Here is a 17,341-nt window from a genome sequence, read left to right as displayed (position 1 = left end):
TGCGGTACGGGTTTAGCAGCGGGAGCAAGTTAGACCTTATCTATTTAAACGGTGAGAGTCTATCTCCCAAACCACAACCAACAAACGACATATCAAAAATTTTAGCTAAGGCGAGGGTTCTCCCCCAATAAGCCCCGCACTCCCCCCACGCAGAAAGGCACCCCGCTCGTGGGACGGAGTGCCTTTGTGAGTCACATATATTTTTTGTCGAATTCTTCAACGGGGATGGCTTTGTCGAAGAGCCAGCCCTGTGCCATTGTGTGGCCGCCCGATGCGAGTATCCGCGCCTGTTCTTCGGTCTCGACGCCTTCAAAGATTATGTCCTTGCGTGTGGACTGGATGAGGCGGCAGATGTGGGAAACGTAGTCGCGGGAGAGTTCGCTGGTGCCGATGTTGTCGATGAACACCTTATCCACCTTAACGATATCGACAGGCGCGTCGATGAGGACGCTCAGGGACGAGTAGCCCGTGCCGAAATCGTCGATATCTATGCGGAAGCCCTGTTCTCTGAGGCGGCGCATATTTGTGTAGAGGTTCTTCACGTCCTGAGTGAAGCAGCTTTCGGTTATCTCAAGCTCGATAAGGCGCTTGTCAACGCCGTATATCTCGGCAAGTTCCGTCACCTTCGTCACGAAGGCAGGGTCGCTGTTATGGCGGCGCGAGAAGTTGACCGAGATGGGGATGAGCTGTTTTCCTTCGAGTTTCCAGCGTTTCAGGCATTTGAGCACCTGTTCGTAGATATACATATCCACATGGGTGATATAGCCGACCTCCTCGAGGACCTCGATGAACTCGTAGGGCAGTTTGTAGCTGCCGTCGGGGTTTCTCCAGCGGGTGAGGGCTTCGGCGCCTATCATCTTCCTCGTCACGAGGTCGAACTTCGGCTGTAGGAACAGCTCGATAGCGCCCGTCTTGATAGCCGTCCATATCTCGCTCGCGATAGTCTGGTCGTGGCTGCGCTTCTTGCGCATACGCTCGGTGTAGACACCGCAGGGGATGTCGGAGGCGCCCTTGATGCTTCGGCGTGCAAGGTTCGCGTTGTCGATGGCGACAGCAACGTCGTCGTCAGCCGAGTGGAAGAAGTAGACGCCCGTGGATATCTGGAAATCGCTGTGGGGGTATCTGAGCTTCTGCGCTGCCGAGAACTCGTTGTTGTGCATGGAAATTTCCTGTATCAGCTGTTCGCGGTCATGTGCCTTGAACAGCGACACGAAGTAATCGGAGTAGATACGGCAGGCCGCAAGGCTGGCGCTGCATCCGCAGACTATCATGGCGAAGCTGCGCAGCATCCTGTCTCCTGCTTCGTAGCCATAGTTTTCGTTGACGTAGGAGAAGTCGTTGATGTCCGAGTAGACGAGGGCGAAGCACTCATTCGGGTCGAAGCTCTCGCGGAGTATCTCGGCAACAACGCTCTTAAAAGCAGTCCTGTTGTAAAGTTCGGTGACGCGGTCGCGGTTGGTAAGGCGTTCTATCTCGCGGCGGTCGTTGGCTATCTTGTTCTTCATGGTCTTGAGGTGGTCGATGGAGTAGACCATGCCGTAGACGTTTGCGACCTTTCCGTCGTCGCCGCAGACGCTGACGTAGACCATCTTGTGCCAGCGGTACTCGTCATCGTAGGCGCGGGTGCGGAATTCGAGGGTGCCCTTGCCTTCGGTGCGGACAGCCTTGTCCCATGTGGAGTAGTAAAGCTCCACGTCATCGGGGTGGAGGTACTTCTCCACGAGGCGGTCGCGCAGCATACCGTTGAAAACGCCGTCGCGGCTGATAAGGCGCAGCTTTTTCGAGGTGGTGACGACCCTGTCGTTCTCGGTATCGTAATCGAAGAAGGTCTCTTCGGTGTTTTCGCTTATCATCTTGAAGCAGAGGTTCTGCTTGACCAGCAGCTTTTCCTTTACGACCTTATCGGTGATGTCGGCGAGGGAGCAGTGGAGCAGCACGCTGCCGTCGGGTTCGGTGGCGAAGTATCTGCCCGTGATGCGCACCCAGCGGCCGTCGGGCTTGAAGCGCAGATCGAGGGTGAAGGGCTGTTTATCCTCGGCGCAGCAGAAGAACGCCTGCTTGAAGCGTTCGGCTTCCTGATCGGTGACGAGGGCGCAGTGATCCGACCGTTCGGAAACGGCGGTAAGCCCCGTGAGCCTGTAGTACTCGGTATTGGTGCTGATGAGGTCGATAGTCCCGTGACTGACGCTGTATACGGCGAGTCCGCCGGGGAAGTTGTCGGAGATGGCAACCATCTCTGCCTTTGTGCGTTCGTACTGTTTTGAGATAGTCCTGTATGCGGAGATATCGGAAATGGTGATATCTGCGCACTTATGTCCGTTTTCGGAGATGTTGTTCCTGCCGATGCAGATTACGCCGAGCCTGCCGCCGTCTGCGGTCACGATGTTATGTTCCAGCGTGCCGCCGTCGATCTGTCTCAGGGCATCAAGGGTGGAGAAGTAATCTTCTTTTATTTCGGGCGGGATAAGCGAAAAGAACGTCACCTCGCCGCTGTCGAGCTGAGAGCGCTCGTACCCTGTCATTTTCAGGAAACCATCATCATATTCGATAATGCGTCCGTCAAGGTCAAAGTCCGTCTTGTACGTTCCGCAAACTACGCTTTTAATGTTTTCGCGATCTGTTTTTTCCATAACGGCGAACCTCCTTTCCCCGTTTTTCTCCCCTTATCAAACCTATCTGTATGCAGACACGGCAGAAAACCGTGCATTTTAAAGCGGGCACATTTATTAATATATTATAACATAATCTTCAAAAAAATGCAATAGTAGAATAATATTTTCGTCATTGTCCACAATGCTTTTTATATAAAATGATGATTTTACGAAACCGCTGTCGGAAGGGCTGTATTTTAGGGCTTTATCATAGTCGCAAAAAGCCACTTTAACGCGATATTACATTACTTTTACCCTCTCTGATACAAATACAACAAAAATCCCGACTTGTTTTGTCAGTATTTGACAACATTTCATTTTACCCCTTGACTTTACGAAAAACGGGTGATATAATGTCTGTTATGGTCTAAACAAATAATATATGATGCAGAAACTTTCACAATCTGATTATTTCAGTACTATATTACTTCTACACTTTAACAAAGTGCAGTGGTATCGCATCTTATCGCAGAGGTATTTTAAATGTAAACAGAGCTTTAAGCAAATTTTGCTTAATTGAGCTGACTATAAAATGTAAAGGAACAGGATCGAAATGAGCACGAAAACCTTAGTGTACATCCTCAAAAGGCTGCTGCTGGCGGTGATAACGGTATGGCTCGTAATCACAGTCACCTTCTTCGTCATGCACGCTGTGCCCGGCGGACCCTTCGTGGGAGAAAAGGCAGTATCGGAAGCTGTCAGAAAGGCTATGGAAGCCAAGTACGGACTTGACAAGCCGCTGATAGAGCAGTACGTCACCTACCTCTCGGACGTTGTGACGAAGTTCGACTTCGGACCGTCGCTCAAGCAGCGCGGCAGAATGGTCATCGACATCATCACCGACGGCATGAGGACATCCGCTTACATCGGTATCATCGCGGCCTTCATCGCGCTCATCATCGGTGTTGTGCTGGGTGCGGCTGCGGCTCTGAACAGAAACAAGTTCGCGGACAGATGCATCATGGTCATCACGACGGCGTTCGTTTCGATGCCCTCGTTCATCATGGGCTCTCTGCTGCTGACGGTGTTCGCGGTAAAGCTGGAATGGTTCCCCGCTAACGGCAACGCCGACAACGGACTTATCCTGCCGATAATCACCCTGTCGCTCTACCCGATGGCTTACATAACGCGTCTTACACGTTCCTCGATGCTGGACGTTCTCGGACAGGACTACATCAGGACCGCTAAGGCAAAGGGCGTTTCAAAGTGGAAGATAATCTTCGGACACGCCATGAAGAACTCACTCATACCCGTTATCACCTACTTCGGACCGATGCTCGCATACATCGTTACGGGCTCGCTGGTAGTTGAGCAGATCTTCGCAGTGCCCGGCATAGGCAGAGCTTTCGTCAACTCCATCACAGGACGCGACTACACGCTTCTGATGGGTACCACCATCATCCTCGCCGTGCTGATAATCATCATGAATCTCGTGAGCGACATCGCATACAAGATCGTCGATCCGAGGATCACACTTGAATAAGGGAGAGCAGATATGAGTAACAAACCTTTCAGCGTTCAGGTGAACGTGGACGACCTTATCCCCGCTACCGACAAGGAAAAAGAATACATGGTGCGTATGCGCCCCGCCTCGACCTTCTTCAAAGACGGCTGCAAGCGTCTGGTGAAGAACAAGGTCGCACTGGTGAGCTTCATCATCATAATCATCGTAACGCTTTCGGCGATAATCGTGCCGATGTTCTGGCCGTATTCCTACGAACAGCAGCTCGGTATCGTGCCCGGACAGCCTATCGACAGCTCCTTCCTGAACCTGGCGCCGTTCGAGTACGGCAAGAGCGAGCAGGCTAAGATAGACGCAGGCGAGCACGTTGTGCCCCACATCTTCGGCACCGACTCCCAGGGACGCGACTACTTCATAAGAGTCGTGTACGGCACCCGCATTTCGCTGGCAGTAGGATTTTTCGCGAGCATCATCGTGCTCATCATCGGTCTTGCGGTGGGCTCCATCTCGGGCTACGCAGGCGGCAAGGTGGACATGGTCATCATGCGAATAGTAGATATGATCTACTCCCTGCCCGATATGCTCATGGTGATCCTTCTCGCATCGGTCCTCAAGCAGTCTCTCGAAGGCTCACTCGAAGGCACCGTACTTGCAAAGATAGGCTCCAACATCATCAGCCTTTTCATCGTATTCGGCGTACTTTACTGGGTATCCATGGCAAGACTTATCAGAGGTCAGATACTCTCGCTCAAGGAGCAGGAGTACGTTCTGGCGGCTCAGGCGGCAGGCGCTAAGGGAAGCTGGATAATCATCAAGCACCTTATCCCCAACTGCTTCTCGGTCATCATCATCTCGACCGCTTTGCAGATACCTTCCGCTATCTTCACCGAGAGCTACCTTTCCTTCCTCGGTCTCGGCGTAAACGCTCCGATGCCTTCGCTGGGTTCGCTGGCTTCCGAGGCTCTCAACGGTCTCTCGGCTTACCCCTACAGACTTGTTATCCCCGCTATCGTTATCTCGCTGATCGTGCTTTCGCTGAACCTCTTCGGCGACGGTCTGCGCGACGCATTCGACCCCAAGCTCAACGTATAAGAAAGGACGGCGCAGAAACATGAGATTACTTGAAGTAAACGACCTGCACACCTCCTTCTTCACCGACGCGGGCGAGGTCAAGGCGGTAAACGGCGTGTCTTTCAACCTCGACAAGGGCAAGGTGCTCGACATCGTGGGCGAGAGCGGCTCGGGCAAGTCGGTAACGGCTTACTCAATCATGCAAATACTTGCGAGCGCAGGCAAGATAGTCGGCGGCTCGATAAAATTCAACGGTCAGGAGCTTGTGGGCGCAGGCGAGAAGGTCATGAAGACCATCCGCGGCAACCGCATCTCCATCATATTCCAGGACCCTATGACCAGCCTGAACCCCACTTACACCATCGGCAAGCAGCTGATGGAAGCGATACTTCTCCACACCGACCGCAACAAGCAGCAGGCTCGGGAACGCGCTGTCGAGATGCTCAAACTCGTTAACGTGAACGAGCCCGAAAAGCGCATGAAACAGCACCCCTTCGAGCTGTCGGGCGGTATGAGACAGAGAGTCATGATAGCGATGGCACTTGCCTGCGAGCCCGATATACTCATCGCGGACGAGCCGACTACCGCTCTTGACGTTACCATTCAGGCACAGATACTTGAGCTCATGAAGAACCTTCAGGAAGAGCTTGGTATGGCGATAATCATGATAACCCACGACCTCGGTGTTGTGGCACAGATGTGCGACGAGGTCATCGTAATGTACGCGGGCTCGATATGCGAGCAGGGCACGGCGGATGAGATATTCTACAACCCCTGCCACGAGTACACGAAGGGTCTGCTGCGTTCGATACCGACCACTTCAAACGACGACGAACAGCTCAGACCTATCACAGGTACCCCCATCGACCTGCTGAATATGCCGAAGGGATGTCCCTTCGCTCCGAGATGCGACAACGCTATGCGCATCTGTCTGAGAGAACGCGCCGAGCGTCTTCAGATAAACGAAGACCACCAGGCGGAATGCTGGATGAACGTGAAAAAACTGATGGAAGAGGGAAAGGACGGTGAACAGGCTTGAGCGGCAGCGAGAACCTTATCGAGATACGCCACTTAAAGGAATACTTCAACATTAACGTGGGCTTGTTCAAGTCGAAGCCGCTGAAGGCTGTTGACGACGTTTCCTTCGACATAAAGAAGGGCGAGACACTCGGTCTCGTGGGAGAGAGCGGATGCGGAAAGACCACCGTCGGACGCACCATCCTCAATCTCTACAAGCCTACCTCGGGCGAGATAATCTACGACGGCAAGCCTATCAAGACAAGCGCCGACATAAAGGAGTTCAGAAAGAAAGCCACTATGGTCTTTCAGGATCCCTACTCCTCGCTCGACCCGCGAATGACCGTTTCGGACATCATCGCGGAACCGCTTGACATCCACAAGATGTACTCTTCAAAGGCGGAACGCCGTGACCGCGTGCTTGAACTGATGAGCTACGTGGGACTCAACTCGGAGCACGCTTCGAGATACGCGCACGAGTTCTCGGGCGGTCAGAGACAGCGTATCGGCATCGCAAGATCGCTTGCGATAAAGCCCGAATTCATCGTCTGCGACGAGCCTGTATCGGCGCTGGACGTTTCCATTCAGGCACAGGTCATCAATATGTTCGACGAATTGCAGGACAGACTGGGTCTGACCTACCTGTTCATCGCTCACGACCTGCTGGTTGTCCGCCACATCAGCGACCGCATCGCGGTAATGTACCTCGGCAAGATGGTGGAGCTTGCGGACGCTAAGGAGATCTACGACCACCCCCAGCACCCCTACAGCAAGTCCCTGCTGTCGGCTGTGCCCGTTCCCGACCCGAAAACGGCAAGGGAGAACAAACGAATCGTGCTGTCGGGAGACATCCCCAGCCCGCTGAACGCTCCTTCGGGATGTCCGTTCAGAACAAGATGCCAGTACGCTATCGACAAGTGCGCGGAGAAGATGCCCGAGCTCAAGGAGATATCGAGCGGTCACTACTGCGCCTGCCATGTGATACAGGGCGACTGAAGGTTCCCATAGTTCAAGTTGATGATCCGTGCAAAACGGTACGGTCAGAATACATATCTAAATTTGGAGGAAGACTATGAAAACAAAGGTATTTGCAGCCGCACTTGCGGCAATCATGCTCACCGCTTCCCTGACAAGCTGCGGTTCTAAGGGCGGCAATAACGGCGCTAACGGCGCTGCTGACGGACAGGAGATCAATGTTTGCCTCGCTTCCGAGCCCGGCACTCTTGACCCCGCGCTCAACTCTTCGGTTGACGGCGCTACACTCTGCGCACATATGTTCTCGGGTCTCGCTAAGTGGGAGAAGAACGAGCAGGGCATGCTGGAGATCGTTCCCGATCTGGCTACCGAGCTGTCCGAAGGCGTACAGAACGCTGACGGCACTGTTACCTACACCTACACTCTCCGCGACGGCGCTAAGTGGTCTGACGGCAAGGACGTTACCGCTCACGACTTCGAGTTCGCATGGAACAGAGCCTGCTCCACCGCTCTCGCTGCCGACTACGGCTATATGTTCGAGGTGGTAAAGGGCTATGAGGATATCTGGGCTACCGACGACGCAGGCAACTATGTCAACGCTGACGCCAAGCTCGCAGTTACCGCAAAGGACGACAAGACCCTTGAAGTCACCCTCAATAACGAAGTAAGCTACTGGAACGAGCTGCTTGCATTCCCGAGCTACTTCCCTGTTCGTGAGGACGTTGTTTCCAACGAGAGCTGGGCTACCGATCCTTCCACCTATGTATGCAACGGTCCGTACACTATGGACTCCTGGGAGCACAACAGCGTTATCACCCTCGTAAAGAACGACAACTACATCGACGCTGACAAGATCACCATGGGCGCTATCAACTTCTACCTCTCCGATGACGCCAACAATATGCTCACCAACTTCAGAAACCACGACTGGCAGCTCATCGACGACGTTCCGACCAATGAGATCGCAAGCCTCAAGTCCCAGTATCCCGACAACTTCGTTGTAACGGGTCAGCTCGGTACCTACTACATCTCCTGGAACATCAACTACGACCTGCTCCCCGCTTCCTGCACCCTCACAGGCGCTGAGAAGGAAGCTGCCGAAGCTGAGGTAAGAAACGCTCTCAGCCTTATCATCGACAGAAACTACCTCGTTGACAACGTTTCTCAGGGAGGACAGGTTCCTGCTTCTTCCTTCGTTGCTATGGGTCTTACCGAGCCTGACGGTTCGCAGTTCTATCAGAACGCAGGCGGCAACAGCTTCCCCGGCTACTACGACGTATCCGCTGACGCTTACCAGAACAACTGGAACACCGCTATCGAGACTCTGAAGAAGTACTACACCTACGATGAGGCTTCGGGCAAGTTCACCGACTTCCCGTCCATGACATACCTTTACAACACCAGTGAAGGTCACAAGGCTATCGCTGAGAATATCCAGGGCATCTTCGCTTCCATCGGTCTCGACATGAGCCTTGAGAACCAGGAATGGGCTACCTTCCTTGAGACCAGAAAGTCGGGCGACTTCACCGTTGCAAGAAACGGCTGGCTGGCTGACTACAACGATCCTATCAGCTTCCTCGATATGTGGACTACCGCTTCGGGCAACAACGACGTTCAGTACGGCAAGGGCGCAAACGCTGATCTGAAGGCTTACAGCATCGACTGCACCGACTGCGGCGTTGACCTCAAGGTGGAGAACGGCACATGGGCTGAGACCTACGACGCTCTGATGGGCATCATCAAGACCACTACCGACAACACCACCCGCTACAAGCTGATGCACAAGGCTGAGGATATACTCATGCAGACAGGCTGCCTTACCCCGATCTACTACTACACCGACCTGTACATGATCGACAGCAGCGTTAAGGGCTTCTTCAGCAATCCTCTCGGCTACAAGTACTTCATGTACTGCACCATTGAGGATTGATCTCAAACAATCGTATAATACCTCTCCCATAATATGAAAAAGATCTCCTGCGCTGAGCTCACGCCCGTATGCGCAGGAGATTTTTTCACTAATTACAGGAGTATTTTTCACCGAAAATGGGGCTTGATTTTTCGACAGAAATGTGTTATTATATATAGTATAACATTTGGGTAATACGTTTTGAGCCGCTCTGTCGGGCGGCGGTATAACTAAAAGGAGATCGTATGAGAAAAAGAAAAGATCCTGATATCATAGACGAGCTGTTCACCGAATACAACGAAGCCCTCGACGAAAGAGTGCCCGCTGATACCGTGACGCTCCCCTGCATACCTGCAAGAGGGTTCGTTCTGTTCCCCACCATGCAGCACACCTTTGAGATAATCCGCAGAAAGAGCGTTTTTGCGGCGAAAAAGGCTGTCGCAGGTGACAGGCTCGTATTCATAACCACACAGACCGACACCGACCTTGAAGACCCCGAGAAGAAGGATGTTTACAGCATCGGCACCATCGCTTACGTAAAGCAGGTGGTCAACGCGGCAGGCGGAGTTTTCCGCTGTACCGTGCAGGGTCTCGCAAGGGCTGAGGTCGTCAGCTTCTCGGCGGAAGGAAGAGGATACTCTGCCGCCGTCGCAAGAGTGCTCCCCTGCCCCGCAGGCAAGTACTCCGAAAAAGAGCTTGAGGCTATGGCAAGAGAGATCAAGAAGCTGTACGCAGAGTTCGTTATGACTTCCCGCGACAGCGAAACTCCCGCCGCACTTCCGAATGACGATGACGCAGAGGAACTGTTCGACGTCATCACCGCGAGAGTTCCCTTCGGTATCGAGAAGGACTACAGACTGCTCAGCGCAGACACCCTCAGCGAAAGGCTGGATCTGCTCTCGGAATACCTCATGTACGAGATAAGCGTCAACGAGCTGGAGTACAAGATACACGAGCGCGTGCAGGACGCTATCAACCGCAATCAGCGCGACTTCTACATACGCGAGCAGATAGCCGCTTTGCAGGACGAGTTGGGCGAGAACGGCAGCGGCGGCGATTCCTCGGAAGCGATCGCTTTCAAGGAAAAGCTCGACTCCTTCTCCGACATCCCCGAGGATGCCTACAAGAAGATAAACGAGGAGATCGACCGCTACGAAAAGACCCCTGCATATTCGCAGGAAGCGGCAACCATCCGCACCTACCTCGAAACGGTGCTCTCGCTCCCCTGGGACGAAAAGACCGAGGAGACCGCGGACGTTGAATTCGCGGAGAAGGTTCTGGACGAGGATCACTACGGACTCGCAAAGGTCAAGGAACGCATCATCGAGAACATCGCAGTCAGAGCGCTGACCCCCGACGTGAAGGGTCAGATAATCTGCCTGTACGGCCCTCCCGGAGTCGGAAAGACCAGCGTCGCAAAGTCGGTGGCAAGGGCTCTCGGAAGAAAGTATGTGCGCGTTTCGCTTGGCGGCGTGCGCGACGAGAGCGACATCCGCGGCCACAGAAAGACCTACGTCGGCGCTATGCCCGGACGAATCGTTCAGGCTCTGCGCGAGGTGGGCGTAAAGAACCCCGTAATGCTGCTGGATGAGATAGACAAGATGTCCAACGACTACCGCGGCGACCCCTCGTCGGCGATGCTTGAAGTGCTCGACTCGGAACAGCACGTAAGGTTCAGAGATCACTACACGGAGGTTCCCTTCGACCTGTCGGACGTTCTGTTCATCACCACCGCGAACTCTATCTCCACCGTGCAGCCCCCGCTGCTGGACAGAATGGAAGTCATCGAGCTCAACAGCTACACCCGTGAGGAGAAATTCCACATCGCGAAGGAACACCTTGTGCCGAAACAGCTGAACAAGTACGGCATCAAGGCTTCACAGCTGAGGATAAACGACTCGGCTATATATTCGCTCATCGACGACTACACCCGCGAAGCAGGCGTGAGAAAGCTCGAAAGAGCCATCGCGTCCCTTTGCAGAAAGAGCGCGAAAAAGCTCGTTTCGGGCGAGAAGAAGGTGAGCGTCAAGGCATCGAACATCAATGAGTTCCTCGGCAGCAGGAAAAACAGCGAGGACATCTTCATCAAGAAGCCGACTATCGGCTGCGTGAACGGTCTTGCATGGACTTCGGTGGGCGGCGTTATCATGCCTATCGAGTGCGCCGTGCTCGAAGGCAAGGGCAGGAGCGTGTTCACGGGCTCGCTGGGCGATGTGATGAAGGAGAGCCTGAAAATAGCCGTGACACTCGCAAGAGAACTGGCGAAGAAGTACGGCATCGACCCCGAATTCTTCGACAAGACCGACCTGCACATCCACGCTCCCGAGGGGGCTGTGCCGAAGGACGGCCCGTCGGCAGGCATCACCATGACTACCGCGCTCATCTCGGCGCTGTCGGGCTGCAAGGTGCGCTCGGACGTTGCGATGACGGGCGAGATCTCCCTGATGGGCTGGGTACTGCCCATAGGCGGCCTCAAGGAGAAGTCGATGGCGGCTTACAAGGCTGGCATCAAGACCCTCATCATCCCGAAGGGCAACCTGCCCGACCTGGACGAGATAGACGACGTTGTCAAGGACGCGCTGGAGATAATCCCCGTTTCGGAGATAGGCGAGGTGCTCGACATCGCGCTCATCACCGATAAGAGGGTAAAGACCGCCGCTACGCCGAAGAAGACCGCCCGCCGCGGCAGAAAGCCGAAGCAGGTTCAGCCTGCCGAAGCTCCGCAGATGTAAGGCGGTGGGGCATGAACTGGAACAACGCTAAATTCGTGACTTCTTTCGGGAAGCTCTCGCAAATGCCCGAATCCGACCGCCCCGAGGTCTGCTTCTCGGGACGCTCGAACGTCGGAAAATCGACCCTCATAAACAAACTGCTCAACCGCAAGGCGCTCGCAAGAGTCAGCTCCGTTCCCGGTAAAACGGTGACTATCAACTTCTTCTCGGTGGGCGAGATATACCTCGCCGACCTGCCCGGATACGGCTACGCAAAGGTCTCGAAGGGAGAGAAAAGCGGCTGGAGCGACCTTATCGGCGGCTACCTCGCAGACGGCAGACGACAGCTTGAACTCGTCATCCAGCTCGTGGATATGCGCCACGCCCCCAGCAAGGACGACTTGCAGATGATAAACTACCTCATCGACAACGAACTGCCCTTCATCGTCGTGCTGACTAAGGCTGACAAGCTCAACAAGCGCGAACGAGAAGAACGCATGGCAGCTTTCACTCAGGAAATACCCTGCTTTGAAGACATCACCGTTGTCCCCTTCTCGTCCGTGACAGGCGAGGGCGTAGACACCCTCCGCGAAATAATCGAAGACGCAACTTCCTTTGAAGAAGAATAACAACAAAGCCGCAGAGTCTGCTCTCTGCGGCTTTGTTGCGCTTTTAACGGGGTGGTCTGACCGGGGGAAACCCTTTTGAAAAAGGGTTATCCCCCGGACCCCCTTCCTAAAACTTTTAATATGTTGTTCGTTTGTTGTGGTCGGAAAGATTGTCCCCTTGACATTTCAAGAGACGGCATCTGATGAATACCTCAAATGGTGCGTAACGCTTCATTCGACGGGAGCAAGTTAGACCTTATCTCTTGAAGCCAAGGCGGGTTTCCCACAGTAAATCCCACACTCTCCCCCGTACTCGCACCGTCAAGCCCAGGGGTCGGAGGAGTCGGGCTGGCGGATGTCGGGGAGGAGGAACTGTTCCCAGAGGTACCATTTGCCGTCTTTGGCGAGGCGGAGGGTCACGGGACGGGGGCTGTCGGCGCCGCCCGACTGTAGGTAGAGCTTGGCGTAGCCCTCGTCCTGATAGGAGTAGGGGTTGGAGCTCACCGAGATGGTGTAGGGCTGCTGAGGCGCGTAGTTGTTCGCGGGAGTCGAGCCTTTGAAATACGAGCGCGGAACGTAGTCCTTATCCATGAAGCGGTCGCGAATGAACTGTTTCTCGAAGGGGCTGAGCGGCTGAGGACCTTTGAGGAAGTCGAGCATCGAGAGGCTGAGTTCTCTGTCCTGAGGATAGAAGCAGAGGGCGAGGACTGTGAGCGCCGCCGTGCCGAACGGGTCGGTGAGTGACGACTGAGGAAGCGCCCGAAACTGTTCGAGGGTTTCGGGAAGCGATGCGAAGACCACGTCCACGGTGCGGACGCTTTTGTCGAAAGCCTGCGGTGCGGCGGCAGGTGCGCCGATGTTGTCAAATAATCCCATAATAGTCTCCTTTCGGGTATGTTGCTATTATTATACAATATTGCGCGGTTTTTCGCAAGGGATACGGGGCGTTCGCAGGTAGAATTTTCGGCGCGGGATTTGTGCTTTTTACACAAAGATGCGCAGCGCGGCATCCGATGTCGGGCATCAGATCCGTGAGGCAGAGTAAATAATTGTTTTTTTTGCCAAATAATCGTTTTTTTACGTCTTTCCCTTGAAATCAGCGTCGGATTCTGTTATAATAGAGTTGATACCTTCCGAAAGGACTGATTTTATGTACAAGCAAGGCAAATATATCATCGCCGAAAAAAAGGCGATAGCCAAAGGCGTGTTTGACCTGACTGTCAGCTGTCCCGAGATAGCGGCGCTCGCTGAGGCAGGTCAGTTCGCACAGGTCGCGGCTGACGGATTTTTCCTGCGCAGACCCATCTCGATATGCGACATCGACAAGGAGCGCGGCACCATCCGACTCGTGTTCGAGGTCAGGGGCAAGGGCACAGAGAAGCTCTCCGACCTGCAAAAGGGCGGACTTATCGACATTATCGCACCCCTCGGCAACGGCTTCACCGTCGTTGAGGGCGGAAAGGCAGTCTGCGTCGGCGGCGGAATAGGCACTCCCCCGATGCTCGGCATCGCGAAGAAGTACGGCGAGAATGCGCAGGTCATCAGCGGTTTCCGCACGGCAGGCATCGCGATCTTGCAGGATGACTTCGCGGCGGCAGGATGTCAGACGACCCTCTGCACCGACGACGGCACGGCAGGAGTTCACGGCTTCGTGACCGCGCCCCTCGAAGAGCGCCTGAAGTCGGACAAGCCCGATATCGTCTACGCCTGCGGCCCGATGCCGATGCTCAAAGGCATCGCGAACCTCTGCAAGCAATACGGCGTGAAGTGCGAGGTGTCGCTGGAACAGCGCATGGCCTGCGGCGTGGGCGCTTGTCTGGTGTGCGTGTGCAGGACGGTCAGGGACGGCGAGCAGATACTCAGCCACGTCTGCAAGGACGGCCCTGTGTTTGACGGAGAGGAGGTAGACTTCACATGAGCGAAAGACTGAAAGTGAACATATGCGGCGTGGAGTTCAAGAACCCCGTCATCCCTGCAAGCGGTACTTACGGCTACGGGCGCGAGTACGAGAGCCTTTATCCGCTGTCGAAGCTGGGCGGTATCTCCGTCAAGGGCACCACGCTGAACCCCCGTCAGGGCAATCAGGGACCGAGAGTCGCGGAGACTCCCGCAGGAATGCTCAACTCGGTGGGTCTGCAAAACGGCGGCGTGAAGAAGTTCCTTGAATACGAGATGCCGAACCTGCTGACCAAGGACATCCGCATCATCGCAAACATCGCGGGCGCTTCTGTCGAGGAGTGCGCGGAGCTTGCGTCCCTCATCGACCCGTCCGAGGTGGACATGGTGGAGCTGAACATCAGCTGCCCGAACGTGAAGCAGGGCGGCGCGGCATTCGGCACCGACTGCGCAGTTGCGGCGGCGGTCACCGCGGCGGTGCGCAAGGAACTGCCCCACAAGCCGCTGATGGTGAAGCTCTCCCCTAACGTGACAAGCATCACCGACATCGCAAAGTCGGTGGAGGCGGCAGGCGCGGACGCTCTGTCGCTGATAAACACACTGCTCGGTATGCGTATCGACATCAGGACCCGCAGACCGATCCTCAAGAACAATGTGGGCGGACTTTCGGGGCCTGCGGTGTTCCCTGTGGCTGTCCGCATGGTATGGCAGGTGGCGAACGCGGTCAAGGTGCCGATTGTCGGCATGGGCGGTATCGCGACCTGGGAGGACGCGGTCGAGATGATGATGGCAGGCGCTTCGGCGGTTCAGGTCGGCGCGGCTATCTTTGCTGACCCGTATGCGCCCGTGAAGATCGTGGACGGACTGGAGCAGTACTGCATCGACAACAGCATCGCAAACATCTCGGAGATAGTCGGCACGGTTCAGCCCTGGTGAACACAGTACGCGTATTGTTCACTGAGGCTAGGCGTGATCACGGTCCCGAAGGCGAGGTCGGCAGAAGGACAGCGGTAAGGAGCATCATACTGAAGAACGGCAGGCTCGCGCTGATACACAGTCTCGCTTACGGATATTACTGCTTTCCCGACGGCGGTGCCGCACGCGGCGGGTCATGCAGATGCTTATCCCGGAAACAGGAGAACTTCATGAGGGTATTTTAGAGCCGGACTTCAAGAGCGTAAAAAACGTCGGCGGAAAGAAATAACAGATCAGGAGGTAATGACATGGATAACGGGTATCTCTGCTTCGGGGACTTCGAGTTCACCTGCGGCGGTAACATCACACGGGATACCTGCGAACTGCTGTCGGTGGGCATCGTCATCTGCGACAGCTCGTACAAGATAGTCAAGACCTTCTACTGCACTGCTCGCCCTGCCGTTCAGCCGAAGATGACCAAACAGTGCGTGAAGCTCACAAAGCTCGTTCAGCAGGACATTTACAACTCGCCCGACAGCAACGACGTCATGAAGATCGTCTGCGACCTGATGAAGAATTACGGGTGCGAGGACATATGCGTCTGGGGTAATTTCGACATACACGGGCTGTATGCCGACTGCAAGATGCACCGCAAGCGGCACAAGGACAACACCTACGTGAGGTTCGCCGCCGACAGCATCGTGGACATTCAGCAGCAGCTGACCAAACGGTTGGGACTGCCTGAAGCGGTGAACATCGCGGAGCTTTCGGGGGTGTTCGGGTTCGTACCGCGAAACGGCACCTATCACAACGCTTTCAACGACGCCATGGGGCTTTACGAGATACACCGCGGCGCGTACATGACCGATTTCAGGAACAACGCGAAGCTTGCGGAGCTGACAAACGTGAGGATAGCGCGGCGTGAAGCGCAGAAACAGCGTGCTGCCGAGCGCAGGCGCGAGATAGCGCTGAGTGTTTCGCTGTTCGAGGTCGAGCAGGAGTACCTTGGCAGTTTTGCCGAGAACGAGCGCGAGGCGGAGAGGGACAGGCTGCTGGCGCACCGCTACACGATACTCAACTACCTGAAAAACCATCCCGACGAGAAAGACTATGTGCTGGTGGCGTACAAGCAGCCGCTGAGGTTCAAGATAGTCGCAGGGTCGGTCTATTCGGAGGACAAGAGTCAGGGCTGTATCTACAAATCGCGGCTCACGAAGGAGACTTTTGCGCCTGTGCTGATAGATTTTCTGCGGCTGAAGGAAGAAGAAGCGGTCACATTGTGACGAAATTGATAATTTTCTATCAAAAGGCTTGATTATCTGCAAAAAATGGGTTATAATACTTATAAGGTATGAATTGAAAGGAGTGAATTTCCAATGGCATATAAAGTTGACAAGGACACCATCATCGGTGACATTCTTGACATGGATTTCGATGCTGCACCTTATTTTATGGAGATCGGAATGCACTGTCTGGGCTGCCCTGCATCGAGAGGCGAGACCATCGAGCAGGCTTGCGAGGTACACGGTGTTGACCCGCAGCAGCTGATCGACAAGCTGAATGCGCACTTTGGTGAGTAATAAACAGGTTTATTCGTTATCGAAAAAGCTGTGCAGACTCGTTCTGCACAGCTTTTTTTGCTGTGTTCGGACAAAAAAGACCAACAGCCCCCGAAGGGGCTGCCGATCTTTAAGGTTCTTATGACTACTTGGATGAGGTGAAGTCTTACTTGATAGTAACTGTAACAGCTCTCTGGTTGAGATTAGAGATATCCCATTCGCCGTTAATCTTAGCGCCTACGACTACCTTATAGGAGCCTGCGGGTACCTTGGTCTTGGTGAATGTGGTCTCTTTTGCTGTGGTCTGAGCGAGGAGCTTCCACTTGCCTGCGGAGTAGTATGCCACGCAATACTTCTCTGCGCCCTTTACAGCGTCCCAGGTAAGTCTGAATGCGTTGCCTTCAACGTCTACGCTCTTGACTACGGGATACTTAGGAGTTACAGCTTCCTTCGGGGTCACTACGATCGCGTTGGAAACGTCGGTGAACCACTTGCCGTTCAGCTTGGTGATGACTGCGACCTTATACTGCTTGCCTGCGGTGAGGTTCTTGATGGTATAAGTATCGG

At 54.5% G+C, this 17,341-nt stretch carries 14 protein-coding genes and 1 pseudogene; 12 read left to right on the top strand and 3 right to left on the bottom strand.

Going from position 1 to position 17,341, the window contains the following annotated elements:
- Positions 1–191 precede the first annotated feature (191 nt).
- Positions 192–2,630: a sensor domain-containing protein gene (locus BT142_RS01855; RefSeq protein ID WP_072416510.1), complete on the bottom strand. Its 2,439-nt coding sequence runs from the start codon at positions 2,628–2,630 to the stop codon at positions 192–194.
- A 574-nt stretch (positions 2,631–3,204) separates the two neighbouring features.
- Here BT142_RS01855 and BT142_RS01850 point away from each other — a divergent pair.
- The 7 genes from BT142_RS01850 to yihA all read left to right on the top strand — a co-directional run bounded on the left by BT142_RS01850 (position 3,205) and on the right by yihA (position 12,425).
- Positions 3,205–4,134, top strand: a complete 930-nt coding sequence (locus BT142_RS01850) for an ABC transporter permease (protein WP_072416509.1) — start codon at positions 3,205–3,207, stop codon at positions 4,132–4,134.
- A 12-nt stretch (positions 4,135–4,146) separates the two neighbouring features.
- Positions 4,147–5,205 carry an ABC transporter permease gene (locus tag BT142_RS01845; RefSeq protein ID WP_072416508.1) on the top strand — a complete coding sequence of 353 codons (1,059 nt, stop codon included), beginning with the start codon at positions 4,147–4,149 and terminating at the stop codon, positions 5,203–5,205.
- 19 nt (positions 5,206–5,224) lie between these two features.
- A complete protein-coding gene (locus tag BT142_RS01840) occupies positions 5,225–6,223 on the top strand; it encodes an ABC transporter ATP-binding protein (protein WP_072416507.1) in 999 nt (332 codons plus the stop codon).
- A complete protein-coding gene (locus BT142_RS01835; RefSeq protein WP_072416506.1) occupies positions 6,220–7,197 on the top strand; it encodes an ABC transporter ATP-binding protein in 978 nt (325 codons plus the stop codon). Before BT142_RS01840 ends, BT142_RS01835 begins: the two co-directional genes overlap by 4 nt.
- A 76-nt stretch (positions 7,198–7,273) precedes the next feature.
- The gene (locus BT142_RS01830) at positions 7,274–9,106 is read left to right on the top strand and encodes a peptide ABC transporter substrate-binding protein (protein WP_072416505.1); all 1,833 of its coding nucleotides are present in this window, start codon (positions 7,274–7,276) and stop codon (positions 9,104–9,106) included.
- Between the two features lie 224 nt (positions 9,107–9,330).
- On the top strand, positions 9,331–11,817 hold the full coding sequence (gene lon / locus BT142_RS01825) for an endopeptidase La (RefSeq protein WP_072416504.1): 2,487 nt from the start codon (positions 9,331–9,333) through the stop codon (positions 11,815–11,817).
- An 11-nt stretch (positions 11,818–11,828) separates the two neighbouring features.
- Complete coding sequence (yihA, locus tag BT142_RS01820; RefSeq protein WP_072416503.1) at positions 11,829–12,425, top strand: ribosome biogenesis GTP-binding protein YihA/YsxC; 597 nt, start codon at positions 11,829–11,831, stop codon at positions 12,423–12,425.
- A gap of 300 nt (positions 12,426–12,725) precedes the next feature.
- Here the strand turns inward: yihA and BT142_RS01815 are convergent, their stop codons facing one another.
- Positions 12,726–13,280: a DUF6935 domain-containing protein gene (locus BT142_RS01815; protein WP_072416502.1), complete on the bottom strand. Its 555-nt coding sequence runs from the start codon at positions 13,278–13,280 to the stop codon at positions 12,726–12,728.
- 274 nt (positions 13,281–13,554) lie between these two features.
- Between BT142_RS01815 and BT142_RS01810 the strand changes: the two genes are divergently transcribed.
- The 5 genes from BT142_RS01810 (at position 13,555) to BT142_RS01790 (ending at position 16,795) form a co-directional block, all read left to right on the top strand.
- Positions 13,555–14,322: a dihydroorotate dehydrogenase electron transfer subunit gene (locus tag BT142_RS01810; protein WP_072416501.1), complete on the top strand. Its 768-nt coding sequence runs from the start codon at positions 13,555–13,557 to the stop codon at positions 14,320–14,322.
- Complete coding sequence (locus BT142_RS01805; protein ID WP_072416500.1) at positions 14,319–15,236, top strand: dihydroorotate dehydrogenase; 918 nt, start codon at positions 14,319–14,321, stop codon at positions 15,234–15,236. Before BT142_RS01810 ends, BT142_RS01805 begins: the two co-directional genes overlap by 4 nt.
- Positions 15,233–15,460: an NUDIX hydrolase gene (locus tag BT142_RS01800; protein WP_072416499.1), complete on the top strand. Its 228-nt coding sequence runs from the start codon at positions 15,233–15,235 to the stop codon at positions 15,458–15,460. Before BT142_RS01805 ends, BT142_RS01800 begins: the two co-directional genes overlap by 4 nt.
- Before the next feature lie 63 nt (positions 15,461–15,523).
- A complete protein-coding gene (locus BT142_RS01795; protein ID WP_072416498.1) occupies positions 15,524–16,498 on the top strand; it encodes an exonuclease domain-containing protein in 975 nt (324 codons plus the stop codon).
- A gap of 93 nt (positions 16,499–16,591) precedes the next feature.
- Complete coding sequence (locus BT142_RS01790) at positions 16,592–16,795, top strand: DUF1858 domain-containing protein (RefSeq protein WP_072416497.1); 204 nt, start codon at positions 16,592–16,594, stop codon at positions 16,793–16,795.
- A gap of 145 nt (positions 16,796–16,940) precedes the next feature.
- Here BT142_RS01790 and BT142_RS18935 read toward each other — a convergent pair.
- Positions 16,941–17,341, bottom strand: a pseudogene (locus tag BT142_RS18935) (Ricin B lectin); the annotation flags it as partial.

This window comes from Ruminococcus sp. YE71 (assembly GCF_900119155.1).
Classification (GTDB): Bacteria; Bacillota; Clostridia; order Oscillospirales; family Ruminococcaceae; genus YE71.
Note: the sequence above shows the minus strand (reverse complement) of the source record. Positions and strands in the feature narration are given on the sequence as shown.

Excerpts from the sequence above, each read along its gene's own strand:
- BT142_RS01845 (WP_072416508.1), top strand. The coding sequence starts at position 4,147 with ATGAGTAACAAACCTTTCAGCGTTCAGGTGAACGTGGACGACCTTATC.
- BT142_RS01815 (WP_072416502.1), bottom strand. The coding sequence starts at position 13,280 with ATGGGATTATTTGACAACATCGGCGCACCTGCCGCCGCACCGCAGGCT.
- BT142_RS01840 (WP_072416507.1), top strand. The coding sequence starts at position 5,225 with ATGAGATTACTTGAAGTAAACGACCTGCACACCTCCTTCTTCACCGAC.
- BT142_RS01805 (WP_072416500.1), top strand. The coding sequence starts at position 14,319 with ATGAGCGAAAGACTGAAAGTGAACATATGCGGCGTGGAGTTCAAGAAC.
- BT142_RS01855 (WP_072416510.1), bottom strand. The coding sequence starts at position 2,630 with ATGGAAAAAACAGATCGCGAAAACATTAAAAGCGTAGTTTGCGGAACG.
- lon (WP_072416504.1), top strand. The coding sequence starts at position 9,331 with ATGAGAAAAAGAAAAGATCCTGATATCATAGACGAGCTGTTCACCGAA.
- yihA (WP_072416503.1), top strand. The coding sequence starts at position 11,829 with ATGAACTGGAACAACGCTAAATTCGTGACTTCTTTCGGGAAGCTCTCG.
- BT142_RS01830 (WP_072416505.1), top strand. The coding sequence starts at position 7,274 with ATGAAAACAAAGGTATTTGCAGCCGCACTTGCGGCAATCATGCTCACC.
- BT142_RS01810 (WP_072416501.1), top strand. The coding sequence starts at position 13,555 with ATGTACAAGCAAGGCAAATATATCATCGCCGAAAAAAAGGCGATAGCC.
- BT142_RS01790 (WP_072416497.1), top strand. The coding sequence starts at position 16,592 with ATGGCATATAAAGTTGACAAGGACACCATCATCGGTGACATTCTTGAC.
- BT142_RS01795 (WP_072416498.1), top strand. The coding sequence starts at position 15,524 with ATGGATAACGGGTATCTCTGCTTCGGGGACTTCGAGTTCACCTGCGGC.
- BT142_RS01850 (WP_072416509.1), top strand. The coding sequence starts at position 3,205 with ATGAGCACGAAAACCTTAGTGTACATCCTCAAAAGGCTGCTGCTGGCG.